The organism is Sporosarcina cascadiensis (genome assembly GCF_009650995.1).
In the GTDB taxonomy this organism is placed as follows: Bacteria; Bacillota; Bacilli; order Bacillales_A; family Planococcaceae; genus Sporosarcina; species Sporosarcina cascadiensis.
The window spans coordinates 40,360-57,956 of the sequence record NZ_WHVV01000003.1 but is presented as its reverse complement, the minus strand read 5'-3'; the positions used below and the strand labels follow the sequence as shown (position 1 = coordinate 57,956).

The 17,597-nt window shown below is 45.6% G+C and carries 14 protein-coding genes; 5 read left to right on the top strand and 9 right to left on the bottom strand.

Annotated elements, in window-relative coordinates; translation table 11 throughout:
- Window positions 1-94 precede the first annotated feature (94 nt).
- From GDZ68_RS04230 to GDZ68_RS04205, 6 genes are all read right to left on the bottom strand, one after another.
- Window positions 95-1,300 (bottom strand): DUF4097 family beta strand repeat-containing protein, encoded by a 1,206-nt coding sequence (locus GDZ68_RS04230; protein ID WP_153721023.1) that lies wholly within the window; start codon window positions 1,298-1,300, stop codon window positions 95-97.
- A 710-nt stretch (window positions 1,301-2,010) separates the two neighbouring features.
- Window positions 2,011-4,878, bottom strand: a complete 2,868-nt coding sequence (uvrA, locus tag GDZ68_RS04225) for an excinuclease ABC subunit UvrA (protein WP_153721022.1) — start codon at window positions 4,876-4,878, stop codon at window positions 2,011-2,013.
- Between the two features lie 7 nt (window positions 4,879-4,885).
- Window positions 4,886-6,868, bottom strand: coding sequence for an excinuclease ABC subunit UvrB (gene uvrB / locus GDZ68_RS04220; protein WP_153721021.1), 1,983 nt, complete (start codon window positions 6,866-6,868; stop codon window positions 4,886-4,888).
- 198 nt (window positions 6,869-7,066) lie between these two features.
- Window positions 7,067-7,324, bottom strand: a complete 258-nt coding sequence (locus GDZ68_RS04215) for an IDEAL domain-containing protein (protein WP_153721020.1) — start codon at window positions 7,322-7,324, stop codon at window positions 7,067-7,069.
- Window positions 7,325-7,499: 175 nt separating this feature from the next.
- On the bottom strand, window positions 7,500-8,708 hold the full coding sequence (locus GDZ68_RS04210; RefSeq protein WP_153721019.1) for an ABC transporter permease: 1,209 nt from the start codon (window positions 8,706-8,708) through the stop codon (window positions 7,500-7,502).
- Complete coding sequence (locus tag GDZ68_RS04205) at window positions 8,692-9,438, bottom strand: ABC transporter ATP-binding protein (RefSeq protein ID WP_153721018.1); 747 nt, start codon at window positions 9,436-9,438, stop codon at window positions 8,692-8,694. The genes GDZ68_RS04210 and GDZ68_RS04205 overlap by 17 nt, the downstream gene beginning before the upstream one ends.
- A 120-nt stretch (window positions 9,439-9,558) precedes the next feature.
- On the opposite strand from GDZ68_RS04205, the gene GDZ68_RS04200 reads away from it, so the two are divergent.
- The 4 genes from GDZ68_RS04200 (at window position 9,559) to GDZ68_RS04185 (ending at window position 11,560) form a co-directional block, all read left to right on the top strand.
- Window positions 9,559-9,984, top strand: coding sequence for an HIT family protein (locus GDZ68_RS04200; RefSeq protein ID WP_153721017.1), 426 nt, complete (start codon window positions 9,559-9,561; stop codon window positions 9,982-9,984).
- A gap of 179 nt (window positions 9,985-10,163) precedes the next feature.
- A complete protein-coding gene (locus tag GDZ68_RS04195) occupies window positions 10,164-10,520 on the top strand; it encodes a YtxH domain-containing protein (RefSeq protein ID WP_153721016.1) in 357 nt (118 codons plus the stop codon).
- Window positions 10,521-10,726: 206 nt separating this feature from the next.
- Window positions 10,727-11,290, top strand: coding sequence for an HTH-type transcriptional regulator Hpr (locus GDZ68_RS04190; RefSeq protein ID WP_153721015.1), 564 nt, complete (start codon window positions 10,727-10,729; stop codon window positions 11,288-11,290).
- 84 nt (window positions 11,291-11,374) lie between these two features.
- Window positions 11,375-11,560, top strand: a complete 186-nt coding sequence (locus tag GDZ68_RS04185; protein WP_153721014.1) for a hypothetical protein — start codon at window positions 11,375-11,377, stop codon at window positions 11,558-11,560.
- 46 nt (window positions 11,561-11,606) lie between these two features.
- Here GDZ68_RS04185 and GDZ68_RS04180 read toward each other — a convergent pair whose 3' ends face one another.
- Complete coding sequence (locus GDZ68_RS04180; RefSeq protein ID WP_153721013.1) at window positions 11,607-11,708, bottom strand: YjcZ family sporulation protein; 102 nt, start codon at window positions 11,706-11,708, stop codon at window positions 11,607-11,609.
- Between the two features lie 144 nt (window positions 11,709-11,852).
- Here GDZ68_RS04180 and GDZ68_RS04175 point away from each other — a divergent pair, with 144 nt between their 5' ends.
- Complete coding sequence (locus tag GDZ68_RS04175) at window positions 11,853-12,788, top strand: peptidylprolyl isomerase (protein WP_153721012.1); 936 nt, start codon at window positions 11,853-11,855, stop codon at window positions 12,786-12,788.
- A 1,011-nt stretch (window positions 12,789-13,799) separates the two neighbouring features.
- On the opposite strand, the gene yhaM is transcribed toward GDZ68_RS04175, so the two are convergent.
- Both yhaM and GDZ68_RS04165 read right to left on the bottom strand, forming a co-directional pair.
- Window positions 13,800-14,738: a 3'-5' exoribonuclease YhaM gene (gene yhaM, locus GDZ68_RS04170; RefSeq protein WP_153721236.1), complete on the bottom strand. Its 939-nt coding sequence runs from the start codon at window positions 14,736-14,738 to the stop codon at window positions 13,800-13,802.
- The gene (locus GDZ68_RS04165; protein ID WP_153721011.1) at window positions 14,738-17,593 is read right to left on the bottom strand and encodes an ATP-binding protein; all 2,856 of its coding nucleotides are present in this window, start codon (window positions 17,591-17,593) and stop codon (window positions 14,738-14,740) included. The genes yhaM and GDZ68_RS04165 overlap by 1 nt, the downstream gene beginning before the upstream one ends.
- Window positions 17,594-17,597: the final 4 nt, after the last annotated feature.

Genomic DNA, 17,597 nt, shown 5'->3' with positions numbered 1-17,597 from the left:
ATGGAGTTTCACTAGTGAATGCGCAATATAGGGTAAGTGGAGAGAAAACGTTTCCCTGCGTTCCAGGCGGACGCGTCCTTACCTCACACATCGTTCAAAACTCAACCGAGTTGTAGTGGACTAACACAGAACCTGTTTTGGATTCGCCGGTAATCTGTAAAGGAGCTTTCGTTTCATCCTCACCGGCTTTAGTGAAGCGGATTGTTCGGTGCAGGAATTGTTCCTGTTCTTCCACACGCGATACATCTTTCAGCTGCAGATCAAGCTTCCCCATATTAGAGATGATCTCGCCTTTCAGACCGACTGTCGATGGGAAATACAGCTCAACTGTACCGCTGATGGACTTTGCGTCCAGCCGCTTCGCATTCAATGCAGTCGTTGTCAGGCTGACATTGCCGTTCAGCGATTTCGCATCTGCATCGATCAGTTCACCGTCAGCATAGACACGCCCGTTCAGCGTCTCCGCTTCCAGCTTATTGCCCCGTACTTTCAATAAACGGATCATCCCGTTTGCGGTTTCCAGTTCCGCTTCATCAAACGCAATATGCGCACATTCAATTTTGCCATTCGCAGTTTTGATGCGAAGCTCATTGAAATCGATGCCTTCCACTGAGCAGCCGCCGTTCAACAGACGCACGGACAGCTTTTTATATGGCAGCGTTTTAGGGATATAGAGCTTTACATTCACCTGAACCATTTTCATATCACTGCCGATACGCAGTTTATTGCCGTCTTTGACGAACAGCAGTTTTTCTAGAAATTGGCTCCGTGCTTCTGTTTCAGAATCATGATTAAAATGTTTAACAGAGAATTCTGCGGTGATTTGATCATCTTCAGATGGATGAATCTCCACTTTCCCGTGGTCAATATGGATAATTACTTGTTCTATATCTTCTGCCGTCTTGGTTTCAGTATGTGTAAAGCTGACCGATTTGCTGAACGGCGCTTCGAAATCAAAGGTCTTTACGCGCTGTACAGCCGTATCCATGAATTGCATAAAACGGTCTCCTGCTGTCATGAATTCTTTGCGGATATCTTCGAAAAAGTCGTCTGCAGATGATTCGTCAGTTGTTTGGTCCGGATCTTTTGATTGATTGAAGGACTTTTTCTTCTGCGGCTCTTCAAACCAAGGCTGATCTTGTTCCATTTGGTGACCGGTCTTTGAGTCAGTGGACGTTTTTTCGTGCTGATCTGAAGTATCCGATTGTTTCCCAAGGGCTTCCAATAATCTCAATGCTTCGTCTGCTGTGATTTTACTTTCTTCAAGCAAAGTAAGTATTCGTCTGCGTTCGTTTTGCATCTTAAGACTCCTCCTCATTATGAGCGTACTTTTCTTTTCCTAACTATTTATACGGCTGTGCGCTGTAAAAGTTTCATCTAGAAATAAGTTTGCACTGTACGTGTGCTTGACAGTCTATTTCATAAGCTGTTTGATATTTGACTGTTACTGCGCAATATAGGGGGAGTGGGAAGAGACCGTTTCCCTGCGTTCCAGGCGGACGCGTTCTGGAGGGCCCGCGGTGAGCCGACTTGGTCGCAAGCTCCCGCAAGTCGTCTCACCTGTCGGGCTGATCCTCCCAGAGTCGCCGCCTTCCACTCCGGTACACTGGATGGTGTTTCAGTACTTTTTGTGTGAGTAAGCAGTATGAGCATAACATCTGAGACTATTGCGATAGGTAATGTGTTTCATGCAATACTTAATATTCTGCAAAGGCTAAAATTCTTTTGATCAATGCGTTTACAAAGCCAGGAAACGAAAACCATACCAACTAAATTCACACTTTACAAAAGAACAGTATGACATACTTTCTATAACACCAGCGAAGGCGCAACTGCGGGGTCAGCCGTGGCAATGAGACTGCTGGCACGCTCTTCGCCAGTAGGCTCATTGCGTAAGGCAATCCCCCAGCGCCGAAGCGGGTTCAAACTGCAAACACATACCTTATTCGAACTTCCTGCAACGTCGAGCAACGAAATCTACACATATTAAATCCACGATATTCACCAAAATTATTTCTTCCCTGTTTTTGCAATCAGCTCTTTCATACGATTACGGTCGCGTTCGAGAATGGTTTTTAAGTACTTGCCTGTGTATGATTCAGGAACTTCTGCGACTTCTTCCGGTGTTCCTGTTGCGACGATTTGCCCGCCTTTGTCGCCGCCTTCCGGGCCGATGTCGATAATATAGTCAACAGTTTTGATGACGTCGAGATTATGCTCGATGACGAGAACGGTGTTGCCGCCGTCTACCAGACGCTGAAGAACCTCCAGCAATTTCGCGATGTCGTGCACATGCAGGCCGGTTGTCGGTTCATCTAAAATATAGAATGACTTGCCGGTTGAACGTTTATGAAGTTCTGAAGCCAGTTTCACACGCTGCGCTTCACCGCCTGATAATGTCGTAGCCGGCTGGCCCAATTGGACGTAGCCAAGGCCGACGTCAACTACCGTCTGCAATTTACGGTGAATTTTGGGAATGTTTTCAAAGAACACGACCGCATCTTGCACAGTCATGGCCAGTACATCCGCGATGTTTTTGCCTTTGTACATCACTTCCAGTGTTTCACGGTTATAACGTTTGCCGTGACAAACTTCACAAGGTACATAGACGTCAGGCAGGAAATGCATTTCAATCTTAATGATCCCGTCACCGCGGCAGGCCTCACAACGTCCGCCTTTGACATTAAAGCTGAACCGGCCTTTTTTATAGCCGCGCACTTTCGCTTCATTGGTCATGGCGAAGACATCACGGATATCATCAAACACACCTGTATAAGTAGCCGGATTGGAACGCGGCGTGCGCCCGATCGGAGACTGATCAATGTCGATGACTTTTTCAAGCTGCTCCACACCGCTGATCTCATCAAATTTACCCGGCTTCTGTTTTGAACGGTTCAGCTTTTGTGCCAGGGACTTATGCAAAATTTCATTGACCAATGTACTTTTCCCTGATCCTGAAACACCCGTCACCGCAATAAACTGGCCAAGCGGGAAAGCGACGTCCAGGCTTTTCAGATTGTTTTCTGAGGCTCCTTTAATGACAATGCTTCTGTCCTCCCGCTGTCTGCGTTCCGTCGGCAGTGGAATGAATTTTTCCCCGCTCAAATATTTACCCGTCAATGACTTTTTATTTTTCATTACTTTGGCCGGTGTGCCGGCAGCAACGATCTCACCGCCTGCCACGCCGGCTCCCGGGCCAATATCGATCAGGTAATCCGCGGCCATCATCGTATCTTCATCATGCTCTACGACAATCAGCGTATTACCGATGTCCCGCATGCTCTGCAGCGTTGCGATCAGCCGGTCATTATCCCGCTGATGCAGTCCGATGGAAGGCTCGTCCAAAATATAAAGTACACCTGTCAGACGGGACCCGATTTGCGTTGCCAGACGGATTCTTTGCGCTTCACCGCCCGATAATGTACCTGCTGAACGGGACAGGTTCAGATAATCAAGTCCCACATTAATCAGGAAGCCGAGACGTTCCTGTATTTCTTTTAAAATCATGTCTGCAATCTGGGCATCCTTCTCAGACAGCTCCAGCCCGTCAAAAAACTTCACAGTTTCTACGATGGAACGCTCGGTAATCTGTCCGATATGCCGGCCGTTGACGAGAACCGCCAGCGACTCGGGTTTCAAGCGATAGCCAAGACATGCAGGACAGGGGTTCTCTGTCATATACTTGCCCATTTGTTCGCGGATATAATCAGAAGACGTTTCATGATAGCGGCGTTCTACATTACGCAAGACGCCTTCAAAATAAATATTGCTGTCACGTGTGCTGCCGAACTCATTGGTATAGCGGAAATGAATCTTTTCTTTCGTTGATCCCTTCAGCAGTTTCTCTATATCTGAATCTGCCAGTTCGCCCGCCGGAACATTCATGTCAATATGGTAATGCTTTGCCACCGTCTTAAGCAGCTCCGGATAGTATTGCGAACTTGTCGGCTCCCAAGGCGCGATGGCGTGCTCCTTTAAAGTCAGATCTTTATTCGGTATCACCAGATCAGGATCTACTTCCAATTTCATTCCGAGACCGTCACACTCCGGACAGGCACCGAATGGACTGTTGAATGAAAACATTCTCGGTTCAAGTTCGCCGATGGAGAATCCGCAAATCGGGCAGGCGTGATGTTCACTGAAGAACAGTTCTTCCTCTCCAATAACATCTACGATCACATTGCCGTCCGCTAGACGCAGTGCTGATTCCAACGAGTCACTGAGACGGGTCTCTACGCCCTCTTTCATGACAATTCGGTCGATGACAATTTCGATCGTATGCTTTTTATTTTTATTCAAATCAATATTATCGTCGAGGTCCATTGTTTCCCCATTGACACGGACCCGGACGTAGCCTTGTTTCTTAATATCTTCTATTAACTTTGCGTGGGTGCCTTTTCGTTCCGAAATAATGGGAGCCAGCACTTGAATGCGGGTCCGTTCCGGCAGTTCTATAATTCTGTCCACCATTTGTTCAACCGTCTGCGTGGAAATTTCTGTTCCGTGCAGCGGGCAAACCGGCTTCCCTACTCTGGCGTACAGTAAACGCAAGTAGTCATAGATTTCCGTGACGGTGCCTACCGTTGAACGCGGATTTTTACTCGTCGTCTTCTGATCAATTGAAATAGCCGGTGACAGCCCTTCAATGGAATCCACATCCGGTTTATCCATCTGTCCGAGGAACTGCCGCGCATAGGAAGATAATGATTCTACATACCTTCGCTGTCCTTCCGCATAGATCGTATCAAACGCAAGTGAGGACTTGCCCGAGCCTGACAAACCGGTAATGACAACCAGCTGATCTCTCGGAATTTTGACGGTAATATCTTTCAGGTTGTGGGCTCTCGCTCCCTGTATCACAAGTTCTTTATTTTTCATCCAGATTCTACCTTTCTGCCTTCAGTTCTATCAGCGTGTCGCGCAGCTCAGCAGCTCTTTCGAAGTCCAGCGCTTTCGCCGCATCTTTCATTTCTTTTTCTACTTTGACGATCAGCAGGCCTTTCTCGTCTTTCGACAATTTCTTTCCTTCCGTAATACGCTGCAAATAGGATTCCGTTTCTTCCGCCACCTGAGTCGCGCGGATTGCCTCACGAATCGGTTTTATAATTGTTTTCGGAGTCACTCCATGTTCCAGGTTATACGCCATCTGAATTTCACGGCGGCGTTCGGTTTCACTGATTGCTTTTGCCATGGAATCGGTCATTCTGTCCGCATACATGATGACACGTCCCTCAGAGTTCCGCGCTGAACGCCCGATCGTCTGGATCAGTGCGCGCTCTGAACGCAGGAAGCCTTCTTTATCCGCATCCAAAATAGCCACCAATGAAACTTCCGGTATATCGATTCCTTCCCGCAGCAAGTTGATGCCGATCAGGACATCGTACGTTCCGATTCGCAGATCACGAATAATTTCTGTACGTTCCAGTGTCTTGACCTCCGAATGAAGATACTGGACTTTGATTCCGATATCTTTCAGGTAATCCGTCAGATCTTCCGACATCTTCTTCGTCAGCGTCGTGATGAGCACCCGTTCATTACGCTCGATACGCAACTGAATTTCATCCAATAAATCGTCAATCTGCCCTTCAATCGGTCTCACTTCGATCACTGGATCCAAAAGACCTGTCGGACGAATGATCTGTTCCACCATTTTATCTGTATGTTCAATCTCATAAGGACCCGGCGTTGCAGATATATACATCGCCTGGCTAATATGTTTCTCAAATTCCTCAAACATCAGCGGGCGGTTGTCAAGCGCAGAAGGCAGGCGGAAACCATGTTCCACAAGTACTTTCTTGCGGGCCTGGTCACCATTATACATTCCGCGGATCTGAGGAAGGGAAACGTGGCTTTCATCCACCACGATCAAGAAATCATCAGGGAAATAATCGAGCAGCGTGTAAGGTGTTGCGCCTGCTTCACGCAGTGTCAAATGCCTGGAATAGTTTTCGATTCCTGAACAGAAACCCATTTCCCGCATCATTTCTAAATCATAGTTCGTACGCTGTTCCAGTCGCTGAGCTTCGAGCAGCTTATCATTTTCACGGAGATATTTCAGCTGTTCCGCCAGCTCTATTTCAATATTATCAATTGCCTTCAATAACTTTTCTTCCCGTGTAACGAAGTGGGAACCCGGGAAGATTGCGACATGCTCCCGGTCGCCGATCACTTCACCTGTCAGGGCATCGACTTCACGAATCCGCTCAATTTCGTCCCCGAAGAATTCCAGACGGATACAGCGCTCATCGCGGGCCACCGGAAATACTTCTACCACATCGCCTCTGACGCGGAACGTTCCCCGTGTAAAGTTGATATCATTTCGTTCATATTGGATATCCACCAGTTTGCGCAGCAGTTCATTCCGGGGAATTTCCATACCGGTTCTGATTGAGTAGACCATCTCATTGTATTCTTCCGGCGATCCCAATCCGTAAATGCATGATACAGACGCTACAATCAGCACATCATTACGCTCGAACAAGGAACTGGTTGCGGAGTGGCGCAGCTTATCGATTTCATCATTGATGGAAGAATCTTTCTCAATATAAGTATCCGTCTGCGGCACATAGGCTTCCGGCTGATAAAAATCATAGAAACTGACAAAGTACTCTACTGCATTATCTGGAAAGAACTCTTTAAATTCGCTATATAATTGACCGGCCAATGTTTTATTATGGGCAATGACCAGTGTAGGTTTATTTATTTCAGTCAGGACATTCGAAACGGTGAACGTTTTGCCTGTTCCTGTGGCACCTAATAAAGTTTGATGCTTTTTTCCTTCTTTCAGGCCGCCGACAAGACTTGCGATCGCGGATGGCTGATCTCCCTGCGGTGTATAAGGCGCCTGTAATTGAAAAGTTTCATTCACACAATTCCACTCCTATTCCTAAATAGATCGTCCTTCTATTTTACCACAGGATGCAGTTTTTCAAAAGAATTAACGAACGTACGTTTTAAACGGACTATGTTATGTATAGTACTTTACCCTTTCAGAAGTTAAAGAAACTCCAGCCATGCGCACATATAAAAAAGACACTAAACAGAATATCTGCATAGTGTCTTTCTATTATTTCACTTTATATTCATATCCCTGCTCCTGCTTAAAATCTGCTAATTGCTGCGTATACCTGTCAAATGCCTCTTCATCGCGGCAATCCAGAGCATCGTCAATAAGTTTCATAATCCGGGTCTGCGTCTGTTCCCAATGAATGTGCTGTAAAAAAAGATCCCAATAAATTTCATTCAGCAACTTTTCCGCCTGGAGAGAAGTGCTGTTGTTCCCTACGGCTTTTAAAAATTCAGCATATGAGTTGTTATTGTTCATCTCTCTCACCCCTGTTACCTTTTAGTAATTATATATGCAAAGAAACCCGGAATGCAACCACAATACTAAATATTCGAACTTTTGGATGATTTCTATTTAATCAGTAAGCCGGGTGATAGGTATATATATTCAGATAATTCAGTTCTGTCTATTGTAATCCACCACAGTTGAAGTGTCACGGGGTTTCCTGCTCTTTCGTCAAACGAATCGTCGCTTCCCCTACGATCAATGCAACCGCTGCAATCAGCACAGGGTTCAGACTAAATCCGTACTGCGGCAGTGCGGCCGCCAGCAAGATAACTGCCTGTAATGTAATAAGTTTTCTGACGAGCGAACGGACAGCTTTCACTTGAGATGCCCCTGTTTCTTTAGGGAATAACTGATCCATTGTGAATTCCACTTTGCCTTCCAGCGCCAAAATTAGTTGAACAGCCGTTGCGAATGCCAGTGCTCCGACGAATATGAATGACACGATCGGCAAAGGAATCAAGAATGCCCCAAGAGCAGATAATGCTGTCAATCTCACCCACAGCCAAAATGTGTCATCTGTCCGTATGAATGTACGTCCTACTAAATAAGTTTGTACATCCCCTCTATTGAACGCAGCTTTTTTCATCGCAAACTTCAGCCAGTTGCGTTTGCTGACAGAACCGACCAGATGCGGCACTTCCGTAAAATAGTTAGCAAACCGATAGAAACGCATCATACGGTTTTGTTCCAACTCAATGAATTGCTCATACGGGAATGGTTTTTGACTCGCCTGTTTTTCCCACCACTTCATATAAAGTATAGCAGCCAGTAAACCAATGAAAAATGCAATCGGACTCCACACTAGCGTGAAGTAAACTGTCACAAATGCCAGCAATAAGCGAATGATCCGGTCAGGCCAGACAAATTTATGCTCCGCAATTCTCACACTGTATTCTGCGCCGACAAATAATCCTTTCATTCCGATGATCAACAGGATTAGCAGTATATAAACAGTGCCCGTTCCTATTTCTGTTGCCTTCAATAAAGGCAGGGACACGATAGCTGCAGCCAATGGAAGCGGAAGCTGTGCAAAAGTCGACCACGTAACCGCCCGCTTCATATAACCAGGCAGCTTGTCTTCCAAAGGCAGAAAGTAGACAATATCAGCAGGCTCAAGCAGCGTCGTCGGCGCTGATTTCATTAGTAATAACGCAATGATACCCGACACGATCAGAGCAGACGGAAAATTGACCGGCACTTCTTTCAGCCATTCACTGTATGCATACCCCCCTGCCCCGATTGCGAACATGAAGACTATGGCCAGATGTCCCGTGAATACATAGCGCATATACTTCTGCAGTTCATTGATGTAATGAAAGAAGCGTTTGCCCCAAATATCATACATATTGTTCATTTTCAGTTTCCTCGGTCATCGCAATATATAAATCATCCAGCGTGGCATCCGGGCGTCCGAATGCCTTGCGCAAATCATCCATCGTTCCGTTTGCACGCACACGGCCTTCATGCAGCAGGATAATACGGTCACAGTATCTTTCAGCTGTCGCGAGGACATGTGTAGACATCAGGATGGAAGCACCTGCATTCTTCCGCTCGATGATCTGATCCAGCAATGCACGGATCGCAAGCGGGTCCAAACCGACAAATGGTTCATCAATTATATACAGTTTTGGTTCCACTAGAAAGGCGCACATGATCATGACCTTCTGACGCATCCCTTTCGAGAAATGAGCTGGAAACCACTTCAGCCGCTTTTCCATCCGGAATTCTTTCAGCAGCTGTTCTGTACGTGCCTCGAATTGCTGCTTGTCCAATCCGTAAGCCATCGCCGTCATTTCCAAATGCTCGAGTAGCGTCAATTCTTCGTAAAGCACCGGAGTTTCAGGAATATAGCTGAATGACTGCCGATAATGCGCTTTGTCGCTGAACGTGGCGCCATCGATTTTTATTTGACCTTCGAGAGGATTCATAAGCCCGATAATATGTTTGATTGTAGTACTTTTACCCGCGCCGTTCAGTCCAATTAAACCGACCAGTTCGCCTTCTTCAATCTGAAAGGAAAGATCGTGCAGAACAGGCTTGCGCGTATAACCGCCTGTTACATGTTCTAATTCTAAAATCGCCATTGTATTTCCTCCAATCCACTTTTTCATTTTACCAAAGAATTTATAAAATTGCTTAGTCTGCCTTAGTGAACTATTTGAAAATATGCTACAATACATCCAAACATGAAAGGAAGTGTAGAAATGACATCATGTATTTTCTGCAATATTGTTGAAGGCTCGATCCCTGGAGAAAAAGTGTACGAAGACGAGCATGTCATCGCTTTTATGGATATTATGCCTGTTACGAAGGGGCACGTCCTTCTCATACCTAAAACACACCGTGAAAACCTGTATGAAATGACAGAAGATGAAGCTGCGAACTTATTTAAAGCAGCCCCAAGGATCGCTGCAGCGTTGAAAGAAGAATTTCAGCCAGCCGGAATGAACCTGCTGCAGAACAACGGCTCCTTCGCTGGACAGTCCGTCTATCATTTCCACATGCACCTGATCCCAAGATATGACAATACAGACGGCTTCCAGTTAGAGTTCCAGCCAAAAGTAGAGCAATTCCCGACAGACGTACTTACCGAACTGGCTGCGAATATTAAACAGCGTTTGGAAGCATAAGATAGTTCAGTTACTATAATGGGTTTGATAGAAACGCCGGAAAAAGGGATTCCAACTCCTTACCGATAGATATTTAGAAAGCTTTTGTCTATATAATAATTTCACGTGTTCTCTTGCCTGAGCTTAGGTTCACGTGCTTTAATAAAATAAACTACTAAATTAAAAGGAGTGTTTTCAACATGAAAGCGTCTACATTCTTTATTGGACTGGCGGCTGGCGCCGTTACTTCCGCTATCACCGTACTATACTCCACGCCACAGCCTGGCAGCGAGCTGCGATCCAGCGTAAAAACCGCTTCATTGGATCTGAAAGATAAGCTGAAAGATGTGAAAGGGAAAGTCGACGACCTTAAAGATTCTGTAACCAACCTATCTAAAGAAGCAAAAGAACTTGTACCCGAGACTGTCGAAGGAATGAAAGACTCCGTAGCGGACTGGAAGCGTTCAACAGAACATAATAAAAAAAGATTAGAAAAAGAAATTTCGGCTATTCAAAATGCCCTGGACGATTTAGAAAAGTCGATAGGCAGTCGATAGGTCTGCTTCATCCCCCTCTGTATATCAGTTCAAGCACCTGACTGATCATCCATGTGTAAGGAGAGGCTGCAGAATTCAGCTGGATCGTTCGGCACCGTTCTGCAGGCACTTGCACCCAGTATCAGTTATTTTATTATTCCGTCTTTTTTATTTGTTGCTTTTTTGGTATAATAAATAAAAATAACTGAAAGAAAGCAGGTGCCCTGATGGCAGAGCAGAATATTTCACGCAAAGACGCCATGATCTTCAACCAGCGCGTCGCCCAAATGTCTAAGGCATTATGGAAAGCCGTTGAAAAAGATTGGCAGCAATGGATCAAACCTTATGACTTGAATATTAATGAGCATCACATTTTATGGATTGCTTACCACATGGAAGGCGCCACGATTTCGGATATCGCCAAATTCGGTGTCATGCATGTTTCTACTGCCTTCAATTTTTCGAAGAAACTTGAACAGCGGGAGCTTTTATATTTTTCAAAGAAAAATGATGACCGCCGCAATACATATGTGACTGTAACCGAGGAAGGGAAAAACTTGCTGATTGAAATGAACGCAAATTATCACAATGAAGATTACAGCATTCTTAAAGGTTCTTTGCCTATCAGAGACATTTACGGTAAATTCCCAGAGTTTCTGGAAGTGATGTCCGTACTGCGCAATATTTACGGAGATGACTTCATGGATATTTTCGAAAAAGGTTTTCAGAATATCGAGAAAACTTACGAAGATTCAAATGATTATCTTCAAAAGACAAAAATAGAATCTTAACATCAGCAATTCTGTTTTTTTCTTTTAGGCAGAGATTCTGCTATGATGGGTACAGTCACATAAAGCATACCGAGGAGGTCAACAATGGTTATTACGATTACCATTCTTTTTTCACTGTTTTATCTATACCAAATTAATAAAATGACATTTGCGCTTTGCCAATCCAAAGAGATACCTGAGGAGAAGCAGCCGAAAATCTATCGGACGGTGAATATTCTCATCACAATCCTCATTTTATCCTTATATGTGGAAGTTTTCTATAGTGCATAAAACCAGTATGTAACCCCGCCCCTATTTAATAGGGAACGGGCTTTTTTTAATACAAGTACGCTGCACCGACAATAATCAACAAGATGAACAATACAACAATTAAAGCAAAACCGGATGTACCTGCTCCGCCTTGGTTATAACCGCTCATGAAGGCACCCCCTTTCACACTGTATCTTATGCGAAGCAGGAAAAAGACGGTTGGGCGAATGAAAAGAAGGAACCTTTTTGTTTTTCAAACGTTTTATGCTATAGTGATATCTTGAAATGATATTTAGATTAGGGGAGTTATTTAATGAAAAAGAAAATTTTAGCCTTTACACTCGCAGCATCTGTTGCAGCTTTATCCGCTTGTTCTGGTGGCGGAGACAGCGAAAAAGTCATGACGTCCAAAGCTGGTGACGTAACAAAAGAAGAATTCTACAAAGAAATGAAGGACTCCGTCGGCGAACAAGCATTGCAGATGATTGTTCTCGAAAAAGTTCTTGAAGATAAGTATAAGGTTGACGAAAAGCAAGTAGACGAAGAATTCAACAAAAACAAAGAACAGCTTGGTGATAACTTCGAAGCATTTTTGGCACAGCAGGGCCAGACTCCTGACAGCTTCAAGAAAATGATTCGCCTGCAGAAGCTGCAAGAAGCAGCATTGACTGACGGCGTAGAAGTATCTGATGAAGAATTGAATAAGCGTATTGAAGAATCTCAGTCAGAGATTAACGCGCGTCACATTCTTGTAGAAGATGAAGAAACAGCTAAAGAAGTAAAAGAAAAGCTGGACAAGGGAGAAGACTTTGCAAAAGTAGCGAAGGAATACTCTACAGATCCAGGATCTAAAGAAGAAGGCGGCGATCTGGACTGGTTCGGTTACGGCGCTATGGTTCCTGAATTCTGGGAAGCAGCTTATAATTTAGAGCCGGGTACAATCAGTGAGCCAGTTGCATCAGAACATGGTTTCCACATCATCGAAGTGAAAGAAAAGCGTAAAAAAGAAGATGCAAAAACATCAGATGAAGAAAAAGAAGAAATTCGCCACGAATTGTTGATGGAAAAATCTGATGAGAATGAACTGTTGACGAAAGTTTCTAAATTAGTGAAAGATGCAGATGTCAAGATTAAAGATGAAGATCTTAAATCAGCGCTTGATCTATTCAAGGAACAGCCTGCAGAACCAGAAGAAACTCCTGCTGTTGAAGTAGAAGAAGACGATGCAAAAGCAGAAGAAAGTAAATAATAGATATCATTACTCCCTCGGCTGTTTCGAGGGAGTTTTTTATTGCGTGAAACGGCATCTATGATCACAGGGAGTCACACTATGATCAAGTTTTCCACCGCTATGATCACTTGAAAGACGTCAATGATCGGTTACCGATGATGTATGGTCACCAGTGGAATTGTATGAGCGCCCGCACGCTTTTCATGATCAAATGAAGCCTCTCCACCAAAACGTGTGCTTGAAAGTCTATTTCATGAGCAGTTTGAGATTTTGCTGTAATTGCGGAGTATAGGGTAAGTGGGAAGAGACCGTTTCCCTGCGTTCCAGGCGGACGCGTGTCTTGCGGGCCCGCGGTGAGCCAAGCGAACAGCGAAGGGTTCGCTTTGCCGTATTTTTGCGCTCTTTGCAAAAGTTAAGGCAATACAGAGTTTCTTCTACACGCTATTTTCGCTTCGCTCCCGCAAGTTGTCTCACCTGTCGGGCTGATCCTCCCAGAGTTGTTTTGCCGCGGGCTCACACGAAGTGAGTCATGCAACCGTTGCCGCAGGACGCGGCGCACTTAGGTTGCCTTCCACTTCGGTACACTGGCTGGTTTTTCAAGACTTATTATGTAAGCAGGCAGTATGAGCACACTATTTGGGGCTATTACATTAGGTAAGTTTTTTCATGCAATACTTAACATTCTGCAAAGGCCTAGATTCTTGTGATCAATGCATTTGCAAAGTCGAGAAACGGAACAAGGCAAGCTAATTCATACTCTGCAAAAAAATCAGTACATTGTCCTTTCTACAACACCAGCGAAGGCGCAACTGCGGGGTCGGCCGTGGCTGTGAGACTGCTGGCATGCTCTTCGCCAGTAGGCTCATAGCGTAAGGCAATCCCCCAGCGCCACAGCGGATTTAAACCGCAAATTCACACTTCATTTAAACCTTTTGCACAGTCGAGCGACGGAACGCATACAAACTAAATCTTCTAAAAAAAGCAGGCTGCCCTCTTGCAAGCAGCCTGATTTTTATTTGATTTACATACTTATTCGAATGTCGGTTTATAAAATGAACGGTTGTCGAGCGGAAAAACGCGTTCTGAAAACTCGCCGGGTGCTGTCTTGGACATGACGCGGTTGAGCATATTCATTTTCGCATCGATATTATCAATATAATGCAGGATCTCTGCTTCCTTGAGCATCGGCCGTTTCGGGCTGCCCCACTCTTCTTTACCGTGATGAGAGAGGACCATATGTTGCAGCAGCATGATTTCTTCTCCCTCAATTTCCAGTTCATCTGCCGCTTTGGCAATTTCATTTACCATGATGGTAATATGTCCAAGAAGATTCCCTTCAATCGTATACTGTGTGCCGACGGGCCCCGAAAGCTCCACGACTTTGCCGATATCATGCAGGATGATGCCCGCGTACAATAAATCTTTATTAAGCGTCGGATAGAGCTCCGCTATTGCTTTCCCAAGCTTCAGCATCGACACAACGTGATCCAGCAAACCGGTTACATAATCATGATGATTTCTAGTCGCAGCAGGGTACAGCATGAAATCTGCCTGGTGCTTCTTCAACAGATGACGGGTGACTCGCTGGATATCCGGATTTTTCATCTCGAAGAAATATTGCATCAGTTCTTCAAACAGCACTTCTTTGCTTTTTTCAGCAGAGGGTACCAAATCAGCGATCGTTACGCCTTCCTCTTCTTTCACCGGGCGGATTGCTTTGATGCGCAGCTGATTTTTCCCGCGGTACTCATGAACTTCGCCGCCAACTTTTACGATCGATGCGGCCTTGTATAAACGCGCCTGCTCTTCTCCTGTATCCCACAGTTTCGCTTCGAGATCGCCGCTTTTATCCTGGAGAATCAACGTCATGAATGGACTTCCCTGCTGCGTGATGCCTTTCGTCGCCTGCTTAATCAATAAATACATATCCACCGGTTCTCCCGCTTGGTGTTCCATTAGTTTTTTCATCAATCGATCTCTCCTTTAACTTTTGTACCGATCTCGACTTTATGTACGTCACTCAACCACTTTGCTTCTATATCTGAGCGGCAAGTAAAATATAAAAATTGATGAGACGGCTCTAATTCTTTAATAATTTCTATCATACGCGAAAGTCTTTCATTATCAAAGTGAACAAACGGATCATCCATGATAATCGGAAATGGCGCGCGGTCAGAAAGTGCGGAAGCCAATGCCAGCCTCAATGAAAGATACGCTTGTTCCTTTGTTGCCTGACTCAGCTCATTGATCTGAAAAGATTGGCCGCTGTGCGTTACAGCTTGAAAATATCCTTCTGCCGTCAAACCGAGTGTACGGTAACGACTGGCTGTCAGACGGCTGAACCAGTCATTCGCCATTTCAAGGACAGCCGGCAGCTGATGCTCTTTCCACTCACTCATTGTCTGCCGGATTGCTTCGGCAGCGGCTTTCCGGACCATCCATTGCTGTGCCAGATCGGCAAGCTCAGTTTTCCGCACTTCGAATAACTGCTGGAGTTCACTGAGTGCGCCGCTTTTCCCCATCTGTGTAAGCTCATGGCCGACCTTCACCTGTTCATCGACTAGTTCTGTCACTTCATTGCGAAGAGCTGTCAGGCGCTCTGCAGTATTCCCCCGGCTGCGTTCAAGATCAGGCAGCGTCCAGTCGGCCGTCAGGGGTTTATCACCATACAGAGTAAGCTGCGAATAAATTTCTGCCAGCTGCCTTTTCAGCAACTGTGCCTGCTGATCGTCTTGAAACGCTCGATAAAACTGCTCTTTTTCTGAAACTTCAACCAGATCGAACAATGTTTGAATTTCTGTTTCAATCGTCTGCAGCAGTGCATCTGTCTCCTGAATATCGCTCTGGAGTTTCTGCAATGTCTGCTCACGGCTCCGATATTTCCCGAGAAGTTCTTTTTGATTCATCAATTCCTGCCGAAGCCGTTCATAGACCGCATTTTCCGGCACAGGTCCAAGCAGCGCCTCCACCTCATTCATTCGTTCCTGTAGTTGCTGTTTTCCTGCTTGCAGCCGCTGCCGCCACGTTTGCTGCTCTGCCGAAGCATCCTGCAATTCCCGCAGCATCCGGAAGCTCTCCTGAATAGTAAACGTCAGATCAATTCGATCATCCTGCACAGCCTTCTTCAGCTCACTGGCCGCTTGCTGCTTTCGCTCATGAAGCTGTTCCATCTCTGAAACGAGATTCCCCAATTTGCGTTCCATTTTTTCAATCTCTGTAAATACTTGCTGCTGTTCCCGTTTCTGTCCTTCAAAACGCACACTCAAACTTTCCATTTCAGCAGCCAGCGGTTCATTATCCCGTATAAATGCCTGCTGCTCTTCCAATGAAGCCGGCCGTTTTTTCCACAGCCATGCACCTGCGGCTAAACATACAGCGCCCGCGGCTGCAAAGAGCCATTGCTGCTGCCAAATACTATATGCGCCAATAATAAGACCAATGACGAGTAAAAACAGAGGGACCAGACGGCCATTTGATTGTTGATCCGCGACAGACAGCATGGCTTTCGCCTCTGCCAGCCGCTGTTTAGTCTCAGGCCACTTCTCTAGCTTCTCCAGTTCTTGCTGTGTAACCGCCTGTCGCTCAAGCTGCTGTTTTCGCTGCTCTGCATCCTCACGCTCATTTTCCGCTTCCGCCAGCATGCGATTCAAAGCTTTCAGCTGCTGTTCGGCATCTTTCTGCTGCTCGATTAACGGTTCCAGCTTTCGTTCGCGCTGAATCGAAATATCCAGATCCTCCATTGCTTCCAGCTGGTTATCAGTCAATGCCAGCCGGTTTTTCAGCTGCTGTCTTTTCGTCTCGAGCAGTCTGATTTCCTGTTCAGCTGAAAGTGTATCTGTCCGCATTCGATGCCATTCAGCTTCTTGAGCAGTCAAGCGTTCGAGCAGCCGGCGTTCGCTGTCAGGCATCAATTCAACCAGATCTGTCTGGAGTTGCTGCTGTTCTTTTAATAAACGCTGTTTTCTTATTGCCAGCTCCGCTTGTCTGCCGGCCAGTTCTTCATAGCGGCGGATGCCTTCAGCAGGAAAATGTACATCCGGCAGTGCAGACAGCTGATCAGTCAGCTGTCGTTCTTTCTGCTGCAGCGGCACGATCTGCATGGCCAGCATCTGTTCATCCGCCTGGCTGTGCAATTGCTGTTCTTCTTCCCGCAATGCTCTCACCTGCTGCGTCAGTTCCCTCTGCCGTTCCGTTAGCGGCTCATAGGCTGCAAGTTTCTGCTGTTCTTTTAACATTGCCTGCTCGAGTTCTTTAATTTCGGTGACTTTTTGATTCATCGGCGGCACTCTGCCCGATTTCTTGAATAGATCGGAAGCTTCCTTCTCTACTCTCTTTTCCACTTTCCATAATGAATCCAGTCCGGTAGTGCCGGATGCCAGAAGTGTCCGGCTCAGATCGTCTTCATCCATTTTCTCCAGCCCTTGCAATTGAAACAATGAAAAAGAAAAGACCGCTTCAAATGCCTGACGGTCATAGCCGCGCAGCAATATTTTCATCTCTTCTTCTCCAGCGGAACGTCCGTCTTCAAAACGAATCGACACGTCACCGGAAGACTTCCCCCGCACACGTTCAATCATCCAATTGCCAAATTCTTCGTCTGCTATATACAGACAACCGCCGTACTTGCCGCCTGTTTTTGGTTCATAGCGCAATTCCTGCTGATTCTTTTGCGGGAAACCAAATAATATATGAAGGACTGCCTGCTGGATCGTTGTCTTTCCGGCTTCATTCGGTCCATAAAGCAAATTCATGCCTGAATGCAAATCAATTTCCAAATTCTCATGACGGCCAAACCCATAAAGGACAATCTTTTTTATTTTCATTCGA